The following is a 22692-nucleotide window of genomic DNA, read 5'->3' as shown; positions in this document are numbered from 1 at the left end:
AATAAGCATATATAATTAGTCCATAATCAAAATTTAAACGCATAAAAAAGCCCGCTAGCAATAGACGGGCTTTTTTGTTATGTGATTAAAATTGATATTACCTATATAATTGCTTTAACATGAAGTTGTTTAATTTAAAATATTTTCATTATGTATTCGGGCTGTCTTTAATTTTTTAATAAAAGAAAATATGCTTGTTAATCATTTATTAGTTTAATGGCATGCCTTGTTTAATTATTCGTTATCTTTAATGACTACTTTCTGTTTTATTGCACCACCTTTTTAATACGAAAAATTGAATAAAAAACAATAAAAATATAATGTTAATATATTTGTTATTGGTTAGTATTTAAAATCGTCATTTTATTACACTTTAATATTGTAATAATGATCCTATCCTTTGAATTGTTTTAAACGATATTGTTTGATTTATAATTATTCATTTTATTTAATAAATCTTACAATAAAATCATAAAGTAACATTTAACCAATTCCATCAAAATTAAAAATGTTCATACCTTTCTATTAGTGCAAATTATTGTTCTTATTATCTCAATCAGATCGCGTAGATTGATTATAAAAAATCATTACTAGGTTATGGTTAGGATAAATAAGATTTTTCTGCTTAATATTAATTATCGATAAATAAGTTATTTTTTAGCATCAAACAATTGAGTATTAATTAAACCAATTTAACATTGGTGTTTTAGTTTATGTTTAAAAAAAATCACATTATACCTATTCGAACATCATTCATTTTAATTATCTAATTCAAAAACACTTATAAGGTTAAACATATGCCAATTAAAGATCCCGATAATATCCATTGGATAGTTGTTGTATATTTATTTTTTGTTACGTTACTTGGCTCATTAGCCAGTTATTGCTATCACTTACTTAATGGTCATAAGTTCTTTTTGTGGACGTTAATTGCTCAAATATTTATATCGATTTTTGCGGGTGCTTTGGTCATCCTTATTGCTAGTTATTTCAATTGGGCTTTTGAAATGGCTGGAGGAGTTGCAGGTTTGGCAGGCTGGTCAGGCGCTAATTTAATTAAAATATTAGAAGAAAAGTTACTTAAAAAAATGAAAGATAATGATTAATAAGTTATTTTTATAGATTATTGAAATAAATTAATCACATAATCAATGTAATAAATTATTCTAAAAATTATTGATTATTTTTTTACTATTTATTGATAGTTAATAATGTTTTTTTTTATTTCTTCTGATTCCCATCAATTATCTAAAAAATTTCAATGCAATATACAGATTTATAACACTAAACAATATTAGGACAATGTAATGATTATTAGTGAAAAAGGGTTAGAACTTATCAAAAGTTTTGAAAGTTTAGCGGTCAAAGCCTATAAATGTCCAGCTGGAATCTGGACCATTGGTTATGGTCACACTAAAAATGTGAAAGAGAATGACAGAATAAGTCAGGCACAAGCTGAATGTTTTTTAATGCAAGACTTATATCCAGTTGAGCAGTCGATTAATAAATTGGTGAAAGTTAAGTTAAATCAAAACCAATATGATGCGTTATGCTCATTTGTATTTAATGTCGGTGTATCAGCATTTAACCAATCGACTTTATTAGCAAAATTAAATATTGGTGACTACCTTGGTGCATCGAAAGAGTTTTGTCGTTGGAACAAAATAACTGTCAATGGTGTTAAACAATCATGCATTGGCTTAGCTAATCGTAGACAAGCTGAAGAAGATTTATTTAATCATTCCTAACTAATCTTTTAGGGAAATAAAAATGGCAAAAATTGCAGGTGTTTTTATGTTTCTATGTTTGATATTAATTTGTTTGTATATAAAACAAATCCAGGTATCTAAACAAAGGTTAGAACAAGTTCAAGAACTGACTAATAAGCTTTCTCAGCTTGAACAGAAAACGATAAAAGATAATCAAATTATTGCTAATAACGAAATTACAAAACGAAACCTTGAAAATCAATCCTTAGAATTGCAGGAAAAAATTGATGACTTACTTAAAAATAACCAATGTGCTAATGAGTATGTTCCTAGTGATATTACTAACAGCTTGTACGAAAGAGCAAAAAGTTTACATCAATCGACCAATATCCGAAAGCTTATTAACTGATTGCTTACCTGCTTTACCACCTAAACCATTAACCTTTGCGAGTAGTCTTAAATATAACGAACATTTGCTCAATGTTATTGAAAAGTGTAATCAAGATAAAAGGGCAATCCGAGCTTTAAACCAATAAGGTGGTTGATAAAAATTAGAATGATATATCAATAGGTTATTAATCTAATTTCTGTTTTCTATAGCGGCGTAAGGTATCAAATAAAAATACCCAGTTTTTAATACATATTTTAACACCCTTTCATAGCGTGGTTTTAACGGGTTAATTGACTTAAATTTATACTAAATTAACTCGTTATATTAATGCTATCCCCCATTTTGGTTGGCAGTCAATGCAATAACCCATTCTTTTAATCAAAAAAAATGAATAGTAAGTTGTTTAATAACAACTTCGCTATCTACCTATCGATATGACTGGCTATTATTTTACTAAATAGTGAGTCATTTTCGATTATTACCTTGTGTAATAACATTAGTAAAACCTTGCGAAATAAACTTTTATTCAAAGTTGAACGCAAATTTCTTTTTAATTTAAATAACAAATAATGGAGAATTTTATGTCAAATTTACAAGATCTAATTCAGAACAGTAACTTAATTTCAATGGCTGACATTGAAAAAATGATTAGTTTAGAAGCAGTTACCATTTATAAGAAATACATTGAAAAAACCGGCGATTTTAGTAATCAGCGAGAAGCTCGTCCAAACAATTTCGCTTTAGCACTGTTTATTAATAAGTTAGTTCAAGAAGGATTGCATAATAAATGTACTGGTTTGTTTTATTTAGCATCCCCTAACAATAACTTTGAGCATATTAAGTATAGTATAATCGGTGACAATGTTATAGATCGATATAGCGATTACCCAACAGTTCGATATGATGGAACAAAAATCGAAAGTCGTGCAGACCTTTATGATCATCAAATCATTGATGGTTCATTAGGCAAGGATTTATGTTTGGTATTTATGATGTCTAAACCTTCTACTTATGGATTTGATTGGGGCGGAGAAGACGAAGTAAACCACGTACATGCATTTTCTTCTGCTGGTAATGCAGATTTCTTCGACCAAGCTATCTTTAAATGGAATAATGGTAAAAATGCTGCTGTATCAAAATCTGAAGATCCACAAGATCCTGTCGGTGTTTATGTTATTCATGTTGATGGAACTTCATTAGATTACCGTCATCGTGCTGTTAATTTAACAAAATATGTTCCGCGTTCATGTGCTAAATTCTGCCCATCTTTATTAAATTATAACACTATTAAAAATCCAGGTAACGGTACAATGAAGATGTATGCTACATTTAGTAGTGGAATTGAAGGAAAAGGTTTAACTCCATCTGAAATTACTAAGATTCAACAAATTTTTACTGAATTCGAAGCATATCTATAATCATTAATTCATTTTTAAATTAAAAACCCACAATTATTGTGGGTTTTTTCTTGCTAATAAATGGCTAGAAAAAGATTTTAACTTTATGATTATAATTTAAATTATCAAATAACTTTTCGTTTATGGCTTAATGCTAACTAATAAAGTGAAAAAGTGCATGTTTTAAAACGTGGTATAGAAGCTTTTAAGTGCAGCTACAAATAGGGTATAACCACCTATCTACCATAAATTTAAATGATTAATTCTAGTAATGATTGTTAAATATTTTAGGCAGTAATTACGATGTTTTTAAAAGTACAATTCAACCCTCAAGTGTAAAAATTTAAAAAAAGTATGCTTACATCACTATTTAATAGCTAAACATTAAATGAATTAAAGTATTACTTGTTTCAAACTAGGTATGCTTTATCGATAAGTTATCCTCAATAAAAATCGAAGTTTATAATCATTTTTTCGCGTTTTAGCAAATTAAATTAGGCTAATCAAAAAATCCAAGCTTTTTTTCAATTAGACGTAATTATATTGTCTTAAAAATAATTTATATATCAAAAACTATAAAACTCATATTTTCAAAAAGATAGAACAATACAAATTTGTATGGTGGAGGATGATATCTTCTTATTTATGAAAAGTAATATCAGATCTAATTTAATTATTTAGCTATATTTTTTATATGAATAACAAAGGTAAAAATAATATGACAAATTCAAATGAAACATTAAATGATATACCGTATCAAACAAACACGCTTCCACAAAATTTTTATGATGTAAAAGAGGATGGCTATTATATTTGTAATAGAAATGGTGAATATGTTTTAAAAATCGATAAAGACGGTAACTTTCACTTTATCAATAAAGAACCTTCAGCATTTACTAATACCCCGAATAATGGTTTTTCGATTATTGATAGGTTAGGTAATGTTGTTTTTAGAATTGATGAAAACGGATTTTCAGAATTTAAAATCAATCGCAAATTTGCTCTCGAATTGAGAAAGTTTTTAAATCAATTATAACAACATAGATCATCAACATCGATGTCTAAAAAATAACTTAAAAATGTTAAAAGCAAATCATATGGTTGTATCTGCTATTCATTTTAGGTTTTCTAAAACTAGAATCAAATAAAAGTAAAACAGGTTTATTTCGTTACTTGTTTGTTATAACAAACCTTGTTTAATTTGATAACTGTATTTTGCTTTTTATATATAACTAAGGACAAATAGCAATTATGGTAAATTTAAACGATTTATTGGATCCTGAAAAGTCAATACCAGAAAATTTTTCATTCAATAATACTCAAGAAAATGGTTTTACTATTGCTGATGAGCAAGGCAATATCTCTTTCAAAATTGATGAAGAGGGTAATACAAAATTTAATATTGATAATCAATTTGCTGCTAAATTAAAAACATTAATCTATCCACCTGATTCAGGACTTGCTGATATTAATCATATTATTACTTATGGTCAATCACTAGCAGAAGGTTCAAATTCACTACCAATTCAGACACCAACTAGTTTTTCATCGTCAGCAAAAATGTTTAATCATGGTATCAAAACACGATACGCTTCGCAAAATAAATACCAGTTCTTAGACAATCATCGTGAGTGGCAGAATGGGGAGAATGGTGAAACACCTGCTGCAGGCACTGCAGATATGTTTCTTCGTGAGTTTGATAAAAAATCATTAAAAAATAAATGGATACTTTCTTCTTGCTGTGCAAGAGGTGGCATGTCTATATCAGCGTTATCTAAAGGTACTGAGTACTATAATTATATCCTTGAAGATGTTAGAAATGGTATGCGTTTAGCAGTTGAACAACGAAAATCATATAGGGTGATGGCAATTACTTGGACTCAAGGTGAGTACAATTATGGTACAGGTATTAATAAATATAAAAAAGCCTTGAAACAATTACGCACTGATCTTATCCAAGATATAGAGGCGATTACAGGTGATGATTATTCAGATTTACCATTTATTATGTATCAAGTGTCTTCCTCTTATTCTACTAAAAATTCAGAAGGTTATCCAGATGTTGCATTAGCAAAATTAGAATTAGCGCTTGAAAAAGGTAGTGGATTCTATCTGGCTACACCTATATATCAGTTGAGATATCATGATGAATGGCATTTATTAGGGCCAAGCTCTAAGTTATTAGGTGCCTATTACGGTTATGTTTTGAGTAAAGTTATATCGGGTGAAGATTGGCAACCATTACATCCAATTTCTCACACTATTAACGGTAAATTTTTAAACCTGAAATTTAATAAATCTGGTTTAACATTTGATAAACCTGAATATTTCAAAGAGAAAAATTTAACTATCCCAAATAGAGGGTTTTCAATAAAAAATTCATTGAAGCAAGAAATTATAACTAAAGTTGAACGACTTAGTGATGATAATAATTGTGATACGCTTCGTATAGAGTGCAAAGAGAGCCCAAAAAATCTAATAATTACTTATGGTTTTTTCGATATAGCGAATCGGAATGCTGGTGAGTTGCATGATAATAATAACATTGTCTATCGTATAGGTGATAAAGATTACCATTTATATAACTGGTGCGTTATTTTTAGTTACCATTTAAGCGAGCAACAAAATTAATTTATTTTGATTAAATCCTAAAACTAAAATATCGATTTTAATCAAATTTTTTAAACAACAAAAATAAGTGGAGAGTTTTTATGTCAGGTTTAGCAATTAAAGTTTCAAATGTCGATTGGAATAAAAATAATTTAGGTTCTGTTAATTACGGTAGTGATAATGGTAATAATATTAATAGAATTACTACAGTGAGTGAAAAGGCTTATGCAATTTATGAAGATTATATTACCAAGTCAGAAAGACCAGATAGTCAGTGTTTATTATTACTTATTAATGACTTAGTAAAGGAAGGATTAGATCAAAAATGTAAGGGATTATTTTATCTTGCATCAAAACATCAAAATACTAATCATATTAAGTATAGCATTATAGGTAGTAATCGATTAGATTTGACTTATGATCAACCTCAAATACTTATTAATGGTATACGCTCTAATGTGAAAAGTGTAGTTATCTTTGATCATAATAAGTATAACTTAGGTACGGTTGATTCTAATCTTTGTCTTGTTTTTGTGATGTCTGAAGCTTCAAGTAGTGGTATTGACTGGGGAGGAGAGGAGGCAATAAGCCATCCACATGCTTTTATTTCTTCTGGTCTTGGAAAGTACATGGAAGGTAGCCTTCTTAGGTGGGACAATGATTCTATTTCACGAGATGAAGATAAACAAGAAAATGATGGTGTTTATGTTATTCATGTTAATAAGAAATCATTAGTATATAAACATAAAAATGTGACCATTAATAAACAACTATCAGCACAATCAATGGCTAAATTTTGTCCACGTTTAATGGCTTACAGTACAATTGATGATTCTCCTTCAGAGGGTGTTATGAAGTTATATGCTACATTTAGCCGAGAAGATTTAACTGCATCTGATATCAATAAAATCCATGAAATCTTCACAAAATATGAACATTTACTTTAAACTATAAGTATGTATTTACATTCAAAGTCCATACCTTGGTATGGGCTTTTCTTCTCTATAAGTTCACCATCTATTGTCATTATTAAAGGGATAATTTTATATCGTTATCCAAGCTCTTGCACTTCACAATTTTCTACTCCTCTCAACTAGGTTAACATTCTAATTGTTATTAATAATCATGATGTTATTCTTTTCATAATCTCTTCACACAAATTTAGTGTTTAGCTTTTTGCTATATTACTAAGATTTCACTTGTTTTACTCATATTAGATAAAAAGTTTTCAGTGCCCCTTAATCTCTTTTATATTAAAATCTATATTTAATTGGTATCTTATTAATTTTTTAATCCTATCAAAACAATTAACTCACAATCATTGACATATTTTTAGATAAGAGCAAAAAGTACTTACTAATGATTCGTTATATTTCAATTTAAACAGATTGTTATTGATTGCTTTAATACTGTTAGTTGATATTTAGCTTAAATTTGATGAGTATGATATAGCTATCCCAATGTTGGGACAGCCTAACTTATTTTTTATATTAAATTGAATCTATTGAAAATATTAATATTGTTTAAGAAGTTAGCGATCATCGTACAATCGTTCAAATTCTTTAGTCGTTATCGATTCGCCGTAATGAGGAACTGTGTATTTCAACATGTGTTCTTGCTGAATTTTATCGAATGTACCTGTAGCATCACTAATGATGACTGGAAAATAGCCTTTGTCTTGAGCTTCACGAAAAGTCGATTCTACACAAACATTGGTCGCGTATCCTACTAAATAAAGTGTTTCAATACTATTGTTTCTAAGGTAAATGTCTAAATTAGAACCAGCAAAGCCACTTGATCCGGTTCTACCCATTACAATAAATTCTTCATTTTTTGGTGTTAATGTTTCATAAAATTGCGAATTAAAACTATCGATAGGAAATGTACCAAAGTGACTAATTGCATGCCTTAGGCCTGTTTTTCCATTAGCTAACTCTGGATAACCTTTTTGAAATCTCAAACCACAATGGATAATTGGCATGTGAATTTGCCTTGCATAAAATAAGCTTGATTCAATATTTTTGATTGATTTTTCAAATAGATCTTTATCTTTAAAGCTTTGGTATAAATGCCCAGCAGGATGAATCCATTCGTTTTGGCATTCGATAAGAATTAATGCAGACTTTTTAATATCTTCTGTTTTTGATTTTAACGTAAGTGATTTTGTTGTCATAAAATATCCTTATAAAATATTTGGTTATGGTTAATTTAAACACCTCATCATTATTGATATTTGGTGTTTATTTTTATATAGGTATGCTATTTTACTGATATAAATATATTTTGCAATTTATTTACAATAATTGTAGTTAAATTACAATATTGGTGATTTGGTATGATATTTGATTATCAATTTTTAAAAATATTAATTATTGGTGTTGGGAAGGTATCTCAGATAACAGCAATACCAACACGATAAATTCCTTATAGGGAAGGCAAAGGTGTTGTAAAAAGTCTTACTAAAGGAGAAGCGCAAAAATAGATAGGATAACTATTTCAACATTAAAAAAAGCTTTTCATTAAATAGGTTACAGATGAAGGATCCATTTTAAAAACAACCAAACTAAAAGAAGTCAAAAGTACCGAAATGGTGAAATCCACATTAAAAAAGTTAAAAAAACAGAGCGTATTAATTAAAGTATCTACACTTTTTGATATAACAAAATCAGGTAGTAATATTGACTAAAATATACGGTGGTTTTCAACTTTATAACTCTGTTTTTTAGGTGCTTTACAATAAAAAGTGCTCTCATCCAGTTGAAAAAATCAAAAAAATACTATCATCAACCCACCAAGCAAAATGATTATGCTAGATATTTTTTACTATAATAGAATCATACCGCTGCATTATTGTTTACTGTAAAATTAAAAATTAAAAATTAAAAATTAAAAATTAAAAATTAAAAATTAAAACGTAAACGATACTTATTTTTGCTTAGTTCTCTCGTTTTCATTACGGTTACTTTACTAATATCGTTTACCAAAGCCACTTGATTTAGCACCCTTGATTATCATACCTTTTTTAAGATAATTGATTGTATGTTTTGAATTTTTCGTAGCATGCTAGTTGTTATATTTTTCACTGTATTGCTATCGTCATTTGCAGCACTATGCCAATCGGCATAATGTCGCCAGTTTTGTAATAGTGTTAAATTAGTGGAACAAATTCCTTTAACCAAACCAATCGCCAAATCATATGCCATAACATGCTTTGGCGCCAATTTATTTATTTTGATTGCTAAACGATTTTATAAATTTAATGTGAAAATAACTAACTTAAAATTTATTATTTAATTGGTCAATTTTTGTTAACAGTGACACCATTACGGGTGTATTTCAAACAAGCTTTACCATCGGGCATAAAATAAGTTCCATATTTGACAAGTCCACCTTCTTTTAAATGGCAGGTTAGTTCATAAGCAAGGACCATGGTATCATGGTTTTTATCGTCGATATGGATATCAATAGAAGATAACCTAGGTTCATACTTTAATAGTGTTTGTTCTATTGCTCTCATCAAAATATAAGCTGATGAGGGTAGGGCTTGAAAGATGGTTGACATATCAGGTAAGCCATAATCGGGCATATGTTTTACTGCACCAGCCCGACTATTTAAGATACGTTCAATATTATCCATGACACTAATAATGGTTTGCTCATTTTCCGCCACATCGTCAATGGGGATGCCTGATTGAAAATAGCCATAAAGAATATCGTATAATGAAGCACTCATTTACTTTCATCCACTAGTTTTATAGTATATTGGCTTGCAATAATTTGCCGTGGTTTAGTGATATTTAAATCACTACGGGTTAATACCATTCGCCAACTATTTTCCTTTAAATTAGGGTCTTTATAAAGTGCGGCAATTCCCACAACCTCAGCTTTTTTATCAAAAGGAACATCAACAGAAACTGATGTGTTAGGTTTCAAAATCAATTCTTTACTCTCAATTAATGATTCCTTTAGTGCATCACTATCTTGGTTGACCAGATCCTGATAAGGAACGGAATTAAATGTTTTGTCATCCTTTAATTGATAAATACGAATAACAACAGGTGAAGAGCGGCTGTCATCATCCATATTTAATTCTGCTCTCGCAATAAAATCCAGATGTATTGTCCTAATATCCCATGAAAAAACAGAATTACTTAAGCCAACTGCACCTTCTGATACGCTTTGGGCAATTCCACAACCCGTTAATCCTATGGTTAATATACTTATTATCAAGACACTAATTAATCTCATACTTAATCCTTTTCTATTATGCAGCATAATCTATTCCAGAGTAGTGACCTATGTTCACAGCAACTTCATCATCAATCTTTTCGTTAGTCGTGTTTTTTATTAATGATGCTGTTTGACCTAGACGACTATTGTTAGGCTTTAATTGACTTCGCGGTAAAAATCGACGTTGAATACAAAGTGTCATTTTGGCATCAACCTGATAACCTAAATAAGCGCGTAATAAAGCCATCAAATCACGATGTAACTGCCCTCCAGGTAGTAAATCAATCACTTGCTGTTCATACTGAGGCGTAATCGCAATATGAACGGTTTGATTACACTCTCTAAAACGAGAACCTAATACCGCCCCTCCATTTAAACTAACCGGTTGTACTTTATCGCCTAATTGTGCTGGGTTATCAATTGACTGCCAAATAGGGTAGAATTCACTTACTACTACTTTTGCATCATGTACTAAAACACGTACCAAGCCAACAATACCGTCAGCTGTACGTGTTTTTTGTGTGATTAAACCTAATAATGCCAAAAAACGTGATGCTGGCGTACCAATTTGTTCTACCGTGCCTTTGATACCCAGTCCAGTTAATCCAAGCAAACATTTTGATAATGGATCTTTTCCTCCACTTAAAAAACTCGCAGGATAATGATATTTTAACCAAATACGATAAAACTGAGTGATGGTACGATGATTAAACATATCCAAGAAATCAGTCATCACTTGATAGTTTTCTTCACGACGAATGATATTATCAAGTAAGCCCAGTGGTAGTACCGAGTCAACCCCATATAATCCTAAAAATCGCGTTCTTACTGTCGCGGGTCGATTAACATAAGGTGCTCTTTCGATATATTTTAGTTCACTAGCAGGAAAAGACATATCGATCGATGGTGCAAAACGCAAAGGATCGGCTGCGGGTGTTTCGTATTTGCCAAGTATAGGTTCATTTGCATACATTTGCTCAAGTAATTGACAAAAACGATAAAAATTCATTTTTGGCAAAACACTTTCAAGTGTTTGCATTAAAAGGCTGTTTTCGATATTTTGCTGTGATTCCATATAATTTTATTTCCTGTTGGTAAAGGAATAATAACTAATTTAGTGAATAAATTTACATCGGCATACAGGGCAAAAAATTGATGTAACAACTCACCAAAAAGCATGACATCGCCTTCACCGGCAAACTGATAACTATTGAGCGTAACCTCTATTTCTATACCTCGCTGTAGCATTCCTTTTTCGATACGCTTAATCATTCGATGAGAGACATTAACAATGCCCTCCAATCGTCGACGATTGAGTTCGTTATCGGTCCAATCATATAAAGCTAGCGTTCCTCGTAACACTTCTGCATTCATCAAGGAGAGATAATTCGGTGCTAAATGCGATAAAACGCGCCAATAAAAGCGATCTTCCGTTGGCGGATAACATGGTAATGTTGGCGAACATAAATTATGTACGCGGCTTATGCTGTTTTGAGCATGACAAAGTTCATCAATACGGGCATTGCGTAATACTTTACGCGGCAACATACCATTTGTACCGGTAATTTGTAATGATAATGTTTCGGTTTCTAACATTTCATCTTTATCCCAGATCTTACCGCCCAGAATTAACCAAGTTTCATGTAATCCTGATGCGCCTTTGCGAACGCGTGTATGATAATATCTTTCAGGTGCATCATGCCTTAACATTCCTCCTCGATGTTTGAAGCTGGTAAAAGGCACATAGTGATAACGACCATTACGGGTGATGGCCTCCACATGTTCAACAGAATAAACCTCGACATGTCCATCTTGACGAAGTAACGGCCTAAGTAAATACTCGCTCTCCAATTGGTTAACAACGATCGGATCTGCCTCTAATTCAAATAAATTGATAACAGGAACACAATGTAAACGGATATTGTCGTGATTAAACGGCATATCGGTTGGCCAATTTTGATTTAAAATGAGCTCAATATCGATATAACGGCAATGTTCTGGTACATCATCAATATTGAGTCCATGAAGATCCACAAACATAAATTTTTCACGAAAAGCGAAATATTCCAATAAAAGCTGATAGCCGGCAAAAGCATTATCTGGTTTTAACCATAACCGATCATCATCAGAAAAACCAACTGGGGTTATTTTGCCTTGAATTGTTACCCGATTTTCCGGGTTTGTTGAATACCGTAAATGCATGGAGGCAACTTGCTGCGTTAAAGCAAAATGCAATGTCGACGCAATGGGGCCATCAGCATTCAAATAAAGTCGTAATTTAGATAGATCAAGTTGTTCAAAATCTGCTAACTCACCAAAACTTAAACGCAAAGTAATCATACTCCGACCATCATGATGAAATCCTAAGTTAGCTTGACTAATTTTAATTGGTTGTAATATGACATCTTGGGTTGTTCGGTAAGGGCATTTAGTGCCAGCTTGTCCAAGAGGCTCACTTTGTACTTTTAATCCTTCAGGAATGAGCTCTTGGCGCGATAGTGTTGCATAATTGGGCGTTAACTCGATAATCGATAATGAGGGGATTAAACGTAAATAATGTGGCCAAAGTAGGCTAACCAGGCTTTCAGTGAGTTCAGGCAAATCATCATCAATTTTTTGGCGTAAGCGGCCGGTCAAGAAAGCGAAGCCCTCAAATAAACGCTCTACATAAGGATCGCGATCACCTACTCGATCTAAATTTAGTTCACTTGCCCTATCAGGATGAATTTTCGCAAATTCTTTTCCTGCTTCACGCAAATAGCGCATTTCTGATTCGTAATAGCGTAGAATTAGATCATCCATTGTTTGTCTCTTTGATTATTATTTATTATTCCTATCCAAATACCATGAATCATTTTACATTACACTTAATGCTCTTGCGGGATCGAGTTGCATTAATTCATGATGTAACTGCTCAATTTGAGCAGAAAGATTTGGTTTTATACCATCTTTGAGATGATTTTTTTGTTTCATTAATCGTAGTAAACATCGTTTTACATCAAATAACAATTCCGGTTCCCATTGTAATAACGTGATACCTTGTTGTTGTTCATTAAGTCCAATTAACAGTTTTAGTGCCACATCTTGTTGACCAAATTGTTCAGCTACACGTGCTTGGGTGTATTGTAGAAAATATCGTTGCTTAGGAGAGCGTAATGACGGTAAATTTTGTAACCATTGAAACGATTTCTCTAAATTTTCAGTGTGTGCGAGTTCTAATGCTTGTTTTTCAATCTCATTCCAATCGTTTTCGCCCGATACAGCAATTTGTACCATACTTTCACCTTCATCTAAATGGTGAATACGGGCATTGTTACTTATCCAACTTAGTGTTTCATCATCGGCAAATGGCATCCCATTTTCAAAACAAAGATGTTCAACGCCGTTTAACCGTTCTAGCATCAAACCAATATCAGTTAGATAAATATCAGCCCAAGATTGATAAGGTTCTCCCATTTTTTGTAATGCTATTATGGTTGCACGTTGTAAATCTAACCAAAAGTGATTGGCACTTTCGGTGAATGCAGCCTCGGCTCGTTCAAAAAGATCATGCCATTGTTGTTGAATAATTAAACGACTAATATGTTGTTTGAGTTCTGTTCTTGGTGCTGGCAATCGTGTTTTCCCACGATGATCCGCTGGTGGTAAATCATTTATGGTATCCCAACGAATAACTCGTAAAAAACGCCCTGCTGCTAGGTAGCCTTCAGGTTTTTCGCGTAAAAAAGAAGCCATTTTTCTAGCTTGTTCGAGTAAGTCTCGTTGGGAGCTGATTTTGACTTCACCTTCGCCACGAATTGGTGTAGATAATGGTGGGGAAGGTGGTGGCTCCTCGGTGTTTTCTTCCGTCTTATTTAGGTTGGGCGCTTGCTTGATTCCATTTGTAAAAAAATGAACTAAAGCTGTTAAATCAGGGGCGCTAATTGGGTGATTAAGATCTTCATTTACAAATAACGTATTACAACAGGTATCAATCATGTTTAATGCTACAATAATACGTGTTAAACACGCTTCTGGTATCGGCTGTAATGGGGTCAGTTCATCAATAAATTTACTACTAGCTAACCACTCTATGGCATTTTTACGAATATTGTGACGGGAAGGGTAAATCGATTCACCAAATTTGTCCAATAATCCTGCTAGTAGCTCAACCCCATCAGCAAACCCTTCTGCACCATCAATATGTAAACGAGCCAAGCAATAATAAGTGGCGACACGAATATCTTTACTATTTTGTTTCAAGATAGTTTCGCTTTCTGTTGCAATCAGCGTGTAATTAATACCTGAAAGTTTAGTTATTTCTTCTTTAATCTCTTGAAAAGAATCAGAATATGTTAAATCTTCACCCGCTGGTTTATCTAAACTAATTGGCTGTAACCAATCCGCCCAATGTTGATTTAATTGTTGTGCTATGGATTCTTTTGGATCTTGCTGTCCAAAAAAACGGTTCAATAGTTGACTAAACATAAAAATATTCCATTTTTATAATACATCATTATTCAAATACATTTTGCGGCAATGAAAAATTCCGCAATTTTAACAATGTCAACGGACCACCACCTAATTGAGTGCGTAAAATAAAGCGTAGTTTACGATCATCGGGTGCATTCCAAATCAATTCATAACGACTTGAATCTAATGGTTTCACAGATGCTGATTCAAGTAGACGTATCCATGCCCAATCACCACTATAGTACTTATAAAGACGCATTCCAGATGCATCACTACTCCAACTCAATTGTGAAGAAAGTGAATAGCCATCGCCTGGCCAGTTAAAGCGTTGCCATGTTGGAATTTGATTAAAATACTCTAATTTTTGTTTATTAATTACCAATTCAGAACGCGCGATGTTATTTCCACTGCGAGGCATGATATCAAACGACAAAGCAACATCACCACTTGATAATATTTCTGTTGCAATTTGATTAAATAGTGTTAAAGCTTCAAGGAATTTAGGTGAAAAATTTAAGCCCTGCGCGTTAGCTGTATTCACAACCCAGCTTCCACCTTTCTTCTCTAATACACCACTTAATTCACTGATAATAAAACGATCGATAATTCCAGTGTCAGGTCGTAAAAAGCGCGCTAATTCCGCTAACGATGCATCATTTTCTCTGTCTTTAAATGGATAACGGCCAGAAAACGATTTTTCCCATTGACTTGCAACATAATTATTCCATAGATCGTTAAAGCTTGTGGCGGCAGGCTCTAAAACGACTTGCCATGCTTGTTCTAAAGGCTGTTTAAATAAATTGTAACCAAACCCAGACCACTCCTCACCAAGATTTGCCGCGATTAAGTTGCCATAATCGCGTGTTTCAGTTAAATCGACAGAAGTCCCTTTAAAAACGCTTTTTGCTAATTCTTGCATTCTTGCTTGAGGATCTGCGCTGTTTGTAACATTTTGTAACTTGAGGCGAACTTGTGTCACTCTCAGTAAATAAGTTTGCAAAGAAAGTCCATTAGTATTGTCATTTTTTAACAAGTTGTTCACAGGTGAAAAAGTTGCTGTTAATGGACCTGATGCTTCATTATTTTTAGGTAATCCTGTTTGAGATTTACTCCCCATAAGTTCTTGTGCTGAACGAATCAAACTGTCGGACAATCCATCCCCGGTATATGCCACTTCTGATTGGTATTTCACCACATTCATAAGCGCAATTAATGGTGATTGTCTGGTATCAGCCAGTAAAGTGAGTTGCTCAATGACATCCGATACATTATCGGCTTTATGCCACTCAATTGTATTTAAAAATTGTAACCAAGCGGCACTATACTCACTAAAATAACGTTCAGTAAGTTGTTGTTTTAACGTTTCGGGCGAAATAGATGATGTTGATGCATTTACCCCATCACTTAATACCCAATCGATTTGTTCTTTACGTGACTTAGCAATATTATCAATTTCATCTTTGATGGTATCATCCCAAGCTTTTCGGGTATAGACACCAGGTACATCCATATCATTCGAAAAGAGTAATCGGCTATCTAAACCTTCAAGCAATTGATTTAAGTTTTGATTTGCATAGTGCTGGCTTGCTCGCTGAATCATCTCTTGGTAAAGGGTATTTACCGCATTTTGTACACCAATATTATTAATCAAAATTTGGCGGACGTCTTTAATCAAACGCGGATTGCTAGATAGTGCCCAATCAGGATGCATATTGAGTACTTGTCCCCAAAAACGAACCAAATCCGGCATTAAACGTAACCAATCACCATCATTTACTCCTTGAGGTGCACGCCATATTTCACTAGCAAATTTGCTTAAATAATCTCCATCACTTTTATCCGGATGATTCATCATTAAATAAGCTTTCAATGCATCGTATGCCGATTCTACCAGTTTATTTCGTCTAGGATCATTTGGTGGTAATTCAGTCAGTAATGTTAAGTACTGAGTTATATTGTCATAAAATGGCGTTGCAATATTGCGTGAATTGGTTGCACGATAGGTAAGCCACAATTTATTTAATAGCTCATTATTATGATTTAAGCCAAATCGATACGATAATGGTGCACCGTGTTGTTGCCGAAAAAGTAACTGTTCTAAACGTTGTTGTAACTGGTATTGAGTTTGCAATTGAACCGTATAGTTTTGCGTTACTGAATTATCAGCTTGTTTAACCAATTCGACGCTATCATTGATTAGTGATGCATTACGGAAAAATGAAGTCAGTAATGCAACACTTGTCACTGTCATTACAGCAATTAAAGCGTAACAAGATAATAACCCCCATTGAATCCCCATTCTTCGTCCAAATTGTAAATTTGCATCATCACTAATTGACTGCCATGTTGGTGTCATTAACAATGAATGTTCAAAAAAAGAGGAATCGTGATTTGAATTTTGCTGGTTAGACATAAAAAACAGACCACGAACGCAAGGAGAGAAAGGGAAGGAAGTCAGCAAGGTCAAGTAACGCTTAATATTAGTGATATCACCTTTAACTAAATTTTGACTAATTTGCAATAAAAAGGCGTGACAAATATTGTTTTTAATTTGTTGTATTCCACGTTTACTACAATCTTTGGCTAATTGATTAAGTGATAAATCAACAGACTCCATTGACTCTTTTTTTAACGTTGAAAAGAAAACGCCAACACTTTGTTCAATGCGTCCAGCTTGTGACCACTCTTCTTTTTGCCTTGCAACTAAATAAAGTGGCGCCGACCAATTTAATATTTTATTTCGTTTATGTAACTGGACAACTGCTTTTTCGAGAGCTAATTGATGTTGCCGTGTATTATCTAAATAATGCTCAGGTAAAGCCCAAATTAAGGCATTAATTGGTTTTCCCCAAAAAGGTACACAACGAGAAAACTGTTTTTTTAAGGCTTGCAACCAAGGAGTGTTGATCTCATCTTGTATATCCCCACCATAAATCATTAACGTCTCATCACATAATTGCCAGCCTTCAGCTGTTAAATTCGGTAATAAAGCTTGAACATCAGAAGCTGAGCCTAATACTAAACATTTACGAATTTTATAGCGCCAAAAGATGCCGTAGCGATATCGAAATTGTTTTTTAATATCTATAAATTCGGAAAAAGGAATCGGTTTTTCTGTTTTTTTATGTTCTATAGGATTCAATGATTCGTGCTTTGCTTTATCTTTTGCCCAAATTCTGCGACTATTAGAAATGATTACCGGTGTTAATAATAAAGCTAATAATAAAAGCATTCCTTGTAACCAAATCGCAATTTTTTGTCCCAATGAGTTATAACCAAGCGCATCTCCCCAAATAAAGAGAATAGTAGCAAAAAATAGAGCGCCTAATAAAATAATGAAAAGAAGCCCTATCCGTTTCCATTTATTCTTCATTCATAACTCCTAGATTGACAGCTGTTACAACGGAAAATAACCATTGATTTTGACTCATTGCTGTAATTAAATTAGTTTGTTTTGTTTCTGTAACCATCTCACATGCTAGTGCCAATGAAAGCCAATAAGAAAGCTCATTTTGATTACCTACTAAACTGCCAAGTTTATACATTTGCTCTGGTGAAATGTTCAAATCAGCTAACTGTTTTGTAATATTGACTTCTTGCTTATTATCTAAATTTGCAAACCACAGTTGATTTACTTGACAAATAGCCGGTTGTAACTCAACCATTTGATTGATTGCAACTTGTAAATTATCGGTTGTCATGGGTCTTAAAATTTCTGCTTTTGCAATATCAACAGATAAATTTCTATATTGCTGTTTATCCATTAATAAAAAGGCACATAAGAAAGCAGAATTTGACGATTTAGTATTATTAATAATAACTAACTGTAATGCTTTTTGATCAATGTCGATCCATTCTACTAATTTTTCTATATCAGCATGAATCACCATTTTATGTGAAAACGTATAAGGTTGAGCTATTTGTGCCGCGCGACAAGCATTATAAATATCGTCATCGACGTAACTGTAAGATTGATCCGATGAATACATCGTAATGTTAATTGGCTCTGTTAACGGAAGTTTTGAAAAAAAAGGGCGCAAAGAAAAAAACAGATCTTCAATATGTTGATTGACTCCTAATTTTTCATCAAATTTTAACGAGTTATTTATTTGAACAGCTAAATTTGAGTTATCTACTAATATCTGTTTTGCTGTTATTTGGTTTGGTAAACTATAGTAACTATCAAGAACAATTAAAGATTTCATTGCCCACATTTGCCAATTTTGCTGAATAATCTTCTGTTCTTGTTGCCATATTTCATATTCTTCTTGTGCTAGGCCGTAAAGATAAAAACGGATACTAAGAGCAACACCGCTAACAATGGTAGGAATAGATATTAGACCAAACCAAAAAGTCCATTGTTTTAGGTAATTATTATTTGGCCACATCAAAGCAAATGTAATACCAGTAATCACCATTAATATAATAAAAAATACTAACCATCTACCACGATGCAATTTTCCCGGCGGATTTAATGTGTCAATCACTTTAGGCTGAGGCCAAGACATGATGTTACTCCATTTCAGCCGTGTTAATTGTGGAAAGAACCTTACACCCACATTCACATGAGCACTGGTTTATCACCACAGCTTTGCCATCTGAAAAAACGGTTTTGGCACCTTCAATTATTTTATTCACTCCATGGTCCTTTTTGGGGCAACTAACAAGATCACCTATCAACGCAGCTGGTTTGCCTTCAATAGTCATTGTTGATGAAGCCGAAATGACAGAACCACCATGTGTTGTTGGGTCTCCTAATCGAACAATATTTTCACCCATTTTATATTCCTATAACCTAATTTGACGATAAGATAACCGAGTTTATGTATCATTATTTTTTATATTACGTTTGCTATTGTCTTAATACTTTTAGATGTAACATAATGACTTGATAAATAAACTACTGCTCAACAGTAGTAGATCAATTATTAGTAAAGGGCGCGGTTCATTTTTATCGAATTTGATCGCGCTATCTCTAATAATCCAAACCCACCATAATTTTTTTAAACTGCAACAAAAAATTTAGATACTTTTTTTAATTAAGTTTATTCCTTAATGCCCTTTATAAATGGCTAATACGCTGTATTGAGATGTCACTTTTCAAGTTTAGTGTTTCGTACTTTTCTCGGTTTTCGTTTTTGATTTGGCTGTTTAGCCCACTCGAGTATAATGCCGTCATTTTCATCAAAATCGAGAATTAGTGTTTGCGTTGTTTCTTTATGGTTAATATTCTGTAACAGTAAGCTTGAAACTACGGGTAAAATTTGTTGATTCAAAATACTGTCGATATTTCTCGCTCCGGTATCTGGGAGTAAACACGCGGCAACTAATTGGTCGTAGAGCTGTTTGCCAACATTAAAATCAATTTTGTAATGTTTTTGTAATCGAGACGCGACTTTGTTCAACTTCATTTCCACAATATGTCGTAAGGCATTGTCGCTTAGCGGGGTGTAAATAACGGTCTGGAAACGGGCAAGTAGTGCCGGTTGAAAGTGTTCTCGAATAATTGGGCGCAATAATTCATGTTGGGTGGCAACATCTGCTTGAGGCATTTGTTCAAAAAGTGTCATCAGTTCATCACTGCCTAAATTCGATGTCATTAAAATTAGTGTGTTGCGGAAATCAATTTCGCGACCTTCACCATCGCTCATAAAACCACGATCAAAAACTTGATAGAATAGGTTAAGTACATCACGGTGTGCTTTTTCCACTTCATCCAATAAAACAACACTATAAGGACGCTTTCTGACGGCTTCTGTTAATATGCCTCCTTGACCATACCCAACATAACCCGGCGGTGATCCTTTTAGCTGTGATACTGTATGAGATTCTTGATACTCAGACATATTGATAGTAATTAGCGATTGTTCACCACCAAATAATGTATCAGCTAATGCTAAAGCCGTTTCGGTTTTACCAACTCCTGATGGTCCAACCAGTAAAAATACGCCCATTGGTGCTTCTTCTGACGTGAGTCCGGTTTTAGCTGCGCGAATTCGCTTGGCAATTTCATGCAGGGCATTATCTTGACCAACTACACGTGAACGCAGATCGTCTTCAAGAGTTAGTAAATGGCTTTGTTCATCTTTTAATAAACTTTCTAAAGGCACGCCGGTCCAATCGGCAATAACAGAAGATACGGTGCGACTATCAACATCGAGTGATAATAATGGTGTGGTACCTTGTAGCTTTGTTAACTCTTTTTGAGTATCTAGTAGTTGTTTACGTAATTTTTTATCGGCTTGAGGTGTTAATTGTTTGCGTAATTCAATTAATTTTTCAACTAATTCTTTTTCTTTTTGAAACTGGGCTTGCTCGTCAGTTAATTGTTGAGTTAATTGTTTTAATTGGTTATCGATTTCGGTTATATGTTCTGTTGATGTTATTTCACCAAGCAAGGCATCCGCTTCAATCGCTTGTTTTTCAATAGTGAGTGCATCAATTTTAGCTTCAATTTTTGTTATTGATTCAGGAATGGTGTCAAGTCCCATTCTAACTCGCGCCGAGGCAGTATCTAATAGATCGACAGCTTTATCAGGCAATTGTCGACCACTAATATAGCGTCGAGATAGTAACACTGCTGTTTTAACTGCTTCATCAAGAATGTGAACGCCATGATGTTTTGCATAACGGGATTTTAGTCCGCGTAACATAAGGTTTGCTTTTTCATCATTCGGTTCATCGACTTTAACCATTTGGAATCGGCGTTCAAGTGCAGCATCTTTTTCAAAGTATTGTTTGTATTCTGACCATGTTGTGGCAGCAATAGTCCTGAGTTCACCTCTGGCTAACGCAGGTTTTAATAAGTTAGCCGCATCTGCACCACCAGCAGAATTACCAGCCCCGATAATCGTATGCGCTTCGTCAATAAACAGCAATATTGGAGTTGGCGATTGCTGAACAGCGTCAATCACATTTTTCAGTCGTTGTTCAAATTCACCTTTAACACCAGCACCTGCTTGTAATAATCCGAGGTCTAGCGTAAGTATACTGACATCTTTTAGATTATTGGGTACATTACCTTCTGCAATACGTAATGCTAATCCTTCGACTAATGCAGTTTTCCCAACACCAGGTTCACCTACTAAAATTGGGTTATTTTTACGGCGTCGAGATAAAATATCCACCATCTGACGAATCTCGTCATCACGACCAAATACGGGATCAATTTTGCCTGTTTTGGCTTTTTCGGTGACATTTTCAGTAAAACGGGTAAGGGCTGCTTGTTGATGATTTTGTTTAGTTTTTGTGTTTAAAACAGATGATTGCGATGTTTTAGTTTCTGTCATGTTTTCGCTGGTATTGGTTTGCGAGGCTCTATCTAATTGATCTTCTGTATGAGTGAGCTCTTCAGCAGAATAGCGATATTGATTACTTGGATTTTCATCAGACATTTCATCTAACATTGCACGCATTTTTTGTAATGAAATAGCTGATAAACTCAATAATTGCCATGCATTTTGTGCTTTTAAACAATGAGGGTTTTTTTGTAGTGCCTGTAAAATATGCACGGAACGAATCATGTCTTCGTTATCTTCTAATGAAGCTTGTAGCCATGCTGATTGTAATATGGCAATCAACGATGATGATAAACTGGGTTTTTCATTAATTGTATGGGGTAATGCATCTAGATAACTGAGTAAACCTTGCCAAATGCTATCCATGTCGAGTTGATAATGCCTTGCAATAACCGTAATATCTCCTGAACCTTGTTCTAATAATTTTAATAACCAATGTTCCAAAGTAATTTCAGTATGTGCTCGTGTTTGGCATAATCCCGCAGCTGCTTCAAGAGCCTTTGCACAATAGGGATTTAGTCGTCTTAATAACACAGAAGGATCAGCAATCATGAATATTCCTTTTATTCTTTTAATAGTAACCAATAATGGTTGATCCTATTAAT

The 22692-nt window shown here is 33.3% G+C and carries 17 protein-coding genes; 7 read left to right on the top strand and 10 right to left on the bottom strand.

The window, feature by feature from the left end; translation table 11 throughout:
• Positions 1 to 797: 797 nt before the first annotated feature.
• The 7 genes from J3U66_RS04210 to J3U66_RS04180 all read left to right on the top strand — a co-directional run bounded on the left by J3U66_RS04210 (position 798) and on the right by J3U66_RS04180 (position 7054).
• The gene (locus J3U66_RS04210) at positions 798 to 1106 is read left to right on the top strand and encodes a phage holin family protein (protein WP_267333252.1); all 309 of its coding nucleotides are present in this window, start codon (positions 798 to 800) and stop codon (positions 1104 to 1106) included.
• 201 nt (positions 1107 to 1307) lie between these two features.
• On the top strand, positions 1308 to 1748 hold the full coding sequence (locus J3U66_RS04205) for a lysozyme (RefSeq protein WP_267348085.1): 441 nt from the start codon (positions 1308 to 1310) through the stop codon (positions 1746 to 1748).
• A 22-nt stretch (positions 1749 to 1770) separates the two neighbouring features.
• The gene (locus tag J3U66_RS04200; protein WP_267348083.1) at positions 1771 to 2118 is read left to right on the top strand and encodes a hypothetical protein; all 348 of its coding nucleotides are present in this window, start codon (positions 1771 to 1773) and stop codon (positions 2116 to 2118) included.
• Positions 2119 to 2681: 563 nt separating this feature from the next.
• Positions 2682 to 3518, top strand: a complete 837-nt coding sequence (locus tag J3U66_RS04195; RefSeq protein ID WP_267344935.1) for a hypothetical protein — start codon at positions 2682 to 2684, stop codon at positions 3516 to 3518.
• Between the two features lie 697 nt (positions 3519 to 4215).
• Complete coding sequence (locus J3U66_RS04190) at positions 4216 to 4533, top strand: hypothetical protein (RefSeq protein ID WP_267348081.1); 318 nt, start codon at positions 4216 to 4218, stop codon at positions 4531 to 4533.
• Positions 4534 to 4748: 215 nt separating this feature from the next.
• A complete protein-coding gene (locus tag J3U66_RS04185; RefSeq protein WP_267348079.1) occupies positions 4749 to 6128 on the top strand; it encodes a sialate O-acetylesterase in 1380 nt (459 codons plus the stop codon).
• Positions 6129 to 6208: 80 nt separating this feature from the next.
• Positions 6209 to 7054: a hypothetical protein gene (locus tag J3U66_RS04180; RefSeq protein ID WP_267344933.1), complete on the top strand. Its 846-nt coding sequence runs from the start codon at positions 6209 to 6211 to the stop codon at positions 7052 to 7054.
• A gap of 584 nt (positions 7055 to 7638) precedes the next feature.
• Here J3U66_RS04180 and J3U66_RS04175 read toward each other — a convergent pair.
• The 10 genes from J3U66_RS04175 to tssH all read right to left on the bottom strand — a co-directional run bounded on the left by J3U66_RS04175 (position 7639) and on the right by tssH (position 22639).
• Positions 7639 to 8280 carry a cysteine hydrolase gene (locus J3U66_RS04175; protein WP_267344932.1) on the bottom strand — a complete coding sequence of 214 codons (642 nt, stop codon included), beginning with the start codon at positions 8278 to 8280 and terminating at the stop codon, positions 7639 to 7641.
• A gap of 1125 nt (positions 8281 to 9405) precedes the next feature.
• Entirely contained in the window at positions 9406 to 9840 is a 435-nt protein-coding gene (gene tssE, locus J3U66_RS04170; RefSeq protein ID WP_267348077.1) for a type VI secretion system baseplate subunit TssE, read from the bottom strand.
• Positions 9837 to 10355: a type VI secretion system lipoprotein TssJ gene (tssJ, locus tag J3U66_RS04165; protein ID WP_267333244.1), complete on the bottom strand. Its 519-nt coding sequence runs from the start codon at positions 10353 to 10355 to the stop codon at positions 9837 to 9839. Before tssJ ends, tssE begins: the two co-directional genes overlap by 4 nt.
• Before the next feature lie 16 nt (positions 10356 to 10371).
• On the bottom strand, positions 10372 to 11412 hold the full coding sequence (tssG, locus tag J3U66_RS04160) for a type VI secretion system baseplate subunit TssG (RefSeq protein WP_267348075.1): 1041 nt from the start codon (positions 11410 to 11412) through the stop codon (positions 10372 to 10374).
• Positions 11376 to 13139 carry a type VI secretion system baseplate subunit TssF gene (gene tssF, locus J3U66_RS04155; protein WP_267333242.1) on the bottom strand — a complete coding sequence of 588 codons (1764 nt, stop codon included), beginning with the start codon at positions 13137 to 13139 and terminating at the stop codon, positions 11376 to 11378. The genes tssG and tssF overlap by 37 nt, the downstream gene beginning before the upstream one ends.
• Positions 13140 to 13193: 54 nt before the next feature.
• Positions 13194 to 14804, bottom strand: a complete 1611-nt coding sequence (gene tssA / locus J3U66_RS04150; protein ID WP_267333241.1) for a type VI secretion system protein TssA — start codon at positions 14802 to 14804, stop codon at positions 13194 to 13196.
• 28 nt (positions 14805 to 14832) lie between these two features.
• Positions 14833 to 18162, bottom strand: coding sequence for an ImcF-related family protein (locus J3U66_RS04145; protein WP_267333240.1), 3330 nt, complete (start codon positions 18160 to 18162; stop codon positions 14833 to 14835).
• Positions 18152 to 19297, bottom strand: a complete 1146-nt coding sequence (locus J3U66_RS04140) for a hypothetical protein (protein ID WP_267333239.1) — start codon at positions 19295 to 19297, stop codon at positions 18152 to 18154. The genes J3U66_RS04145 and J3U66_RS04140 overlap by 11 nt, the downstream gene beginning before the upstream one ends.
• Before the next feature lie 4 nt (positions 19298 to 19301).
• A complete protein-coding gene (locus J3U66_RS04135) occupies positions 19302 to 19568 on the bottom strand; it encodes a PAAR domain-containing protein (protein WP_065632979.1) in 267 nt (88 codons plus the stop codon).
• A 314-nt stretch (positions 19569 to 19882) separates the two neighbouring features.
• Positions 19883 to 22639 carry a type VI secretion system ATPase TssH gene (tssH, locus tag J3U66_RS04130; RefSeq protein ID WP_267348073.1) on the bottom strand — a complete coding sequence of 919 codons (2757 nt, stop codon included), beginning with the start codon at positions 22637 to 22639 and terminating at the stop codon, positions 19883 to 19885.
• Positions 22640 to 22692 lie beyond the last annotated feature (53 nt).

Source organism: Gilliamella sp. B2969 (genome assembly GCF_026536195.1).
Lineage (GTDB): Bacteria > Pseudomonadota > Gammaproteobacteria > Enterobacterales > Orbaceae > Gilliamella.
Note: the sequence above shows the minus strand (reverse complement) of the source record. Positions and strands in the feature narration are given on the sequence as shown.

What these genes read in the sequence shown, in the direction of transcription:
- J3U66_RS04210 (WP_267333252.1), top strand. Translation starts at nt 798, where the DNA reads ATGCCAATTAAAGATCCCGATAATATCCATTGGATAGTTGTTGTATAT.
- J3U66_RS04205 (WP_267348085.1), top strand. Translation starts at nt 1,308, where the DNA reads ATGATTATTAGTGAAAAAGGGTTAGAACTTATCAAAAGTTTTGAAAGT.
- J3U66_RS04200 (WP_267348083.1), top strand. Translation starts at nt 1,771, where the DNA reads ATGGCAAAAATTGCAGGTGTTTTTATGTTTCTATGTTTGATATTAATT.
- J3U66_RS04195 (WP_267344935.1), top strand. Translation starts at nt 2,682, where the DNA reads ATGTCAAATTTACAAGATCTAATTCAGAACAGTAACTTAATTTCAATG.
- J3U66_RS04190 (WP_267348081.1), top strand. Translation starts at nt 4,216, where the DNA reads ATGACAAATTCAAATGAAACATTAAATGATATACCGTATCAAACAAAC.
- J3U66_RS04185 (WP_267348079.1), top strand. Translation starts at nt 4,749, where the DNA reads ATGGTAAATTTAAACGATTTATTGGATCCTGAAAAGTCAATACCAGAA.
- J3U66_RS04180 (WP_267344933.1), top strand. Translation starts at nt 6,209, where the DNA reads ATGTCAGGTTTAGCAATTAAAGTTTCAAATGTCGATTGGAATAAAAAT.
- J3U66_RS04175 (WP_267344932.1), bottom strand. Translation starts at nt 8,280, where the DNA reads ATGACAACAAAATCACTTACGTTAAAATCAAAAACAGAAGATATTAAA.
- tssE (WP_267348077.1), bottom strand. Translation starts at nt 9,840, where the DNA reads ATGAGTGCTTCATTATACGATATTCTTTATGGCTATTTTCAATCAGGC.
- tssJ (WP_267333244.1), bottom strand. Translation starts at nt 10,355, where the DNA reads ATGAGATTAATTAGTGTCTTGATAATAAGTATATTAACCATAGGATTA.
- tssG (WP_267348075.1), bottom strand. Translation starts at nt 11,412, where the DNA reads ATGGAATCACAGCAAAATATCGAAAACAGCCTTTTAATGCAAACACTT.
- tssF (WP_267333242.1), bottom strand. Translation starts at nt 13,139, where the DNA reads ATGGATGATCTAATTCTACGCTATTACGAATCAGAAATGCGCTATTTG.
- tssA (WP_267333241.1), bottom strand. Translation starts at nt 14,804, where the DNA reads ATGTTTAGTCAACTATTGAACCGTTTTTTTGGACAGCAAGATCCAAAA.
- J3U66_RS04145 (WP_267333240.1), bottom strand. Translation starts at nt 18,162, where the DNA reads ATGAAGAATAAATGGAAACGGATAGGGCTTCTTTTCATTATTTTATTA.
- J3U66_RS04140 (WP_267333239.1), bottom strand. Translation starts at nt 19,297, where the DNA reads ATGTCTTGGCCTCAGCCTAAAGTGATTGACACATTAAATCCGCCGGGA.
- J3U66_RS04135 (WP_065632979.1), bottom strand. Translation starts at nt 19,568, where the DNA reads ATGGGTGAAAATATTGTTCGATTAGGAGACCCAACAACACATGGTGGT.
- tssH (WP_267348073.1), bottom strand. Translation starts at nt 22,639, where the DNA reads ATGATTGCTGATCCTTCTGTGTTATTAAGACGACTAAATCCCTATTGT.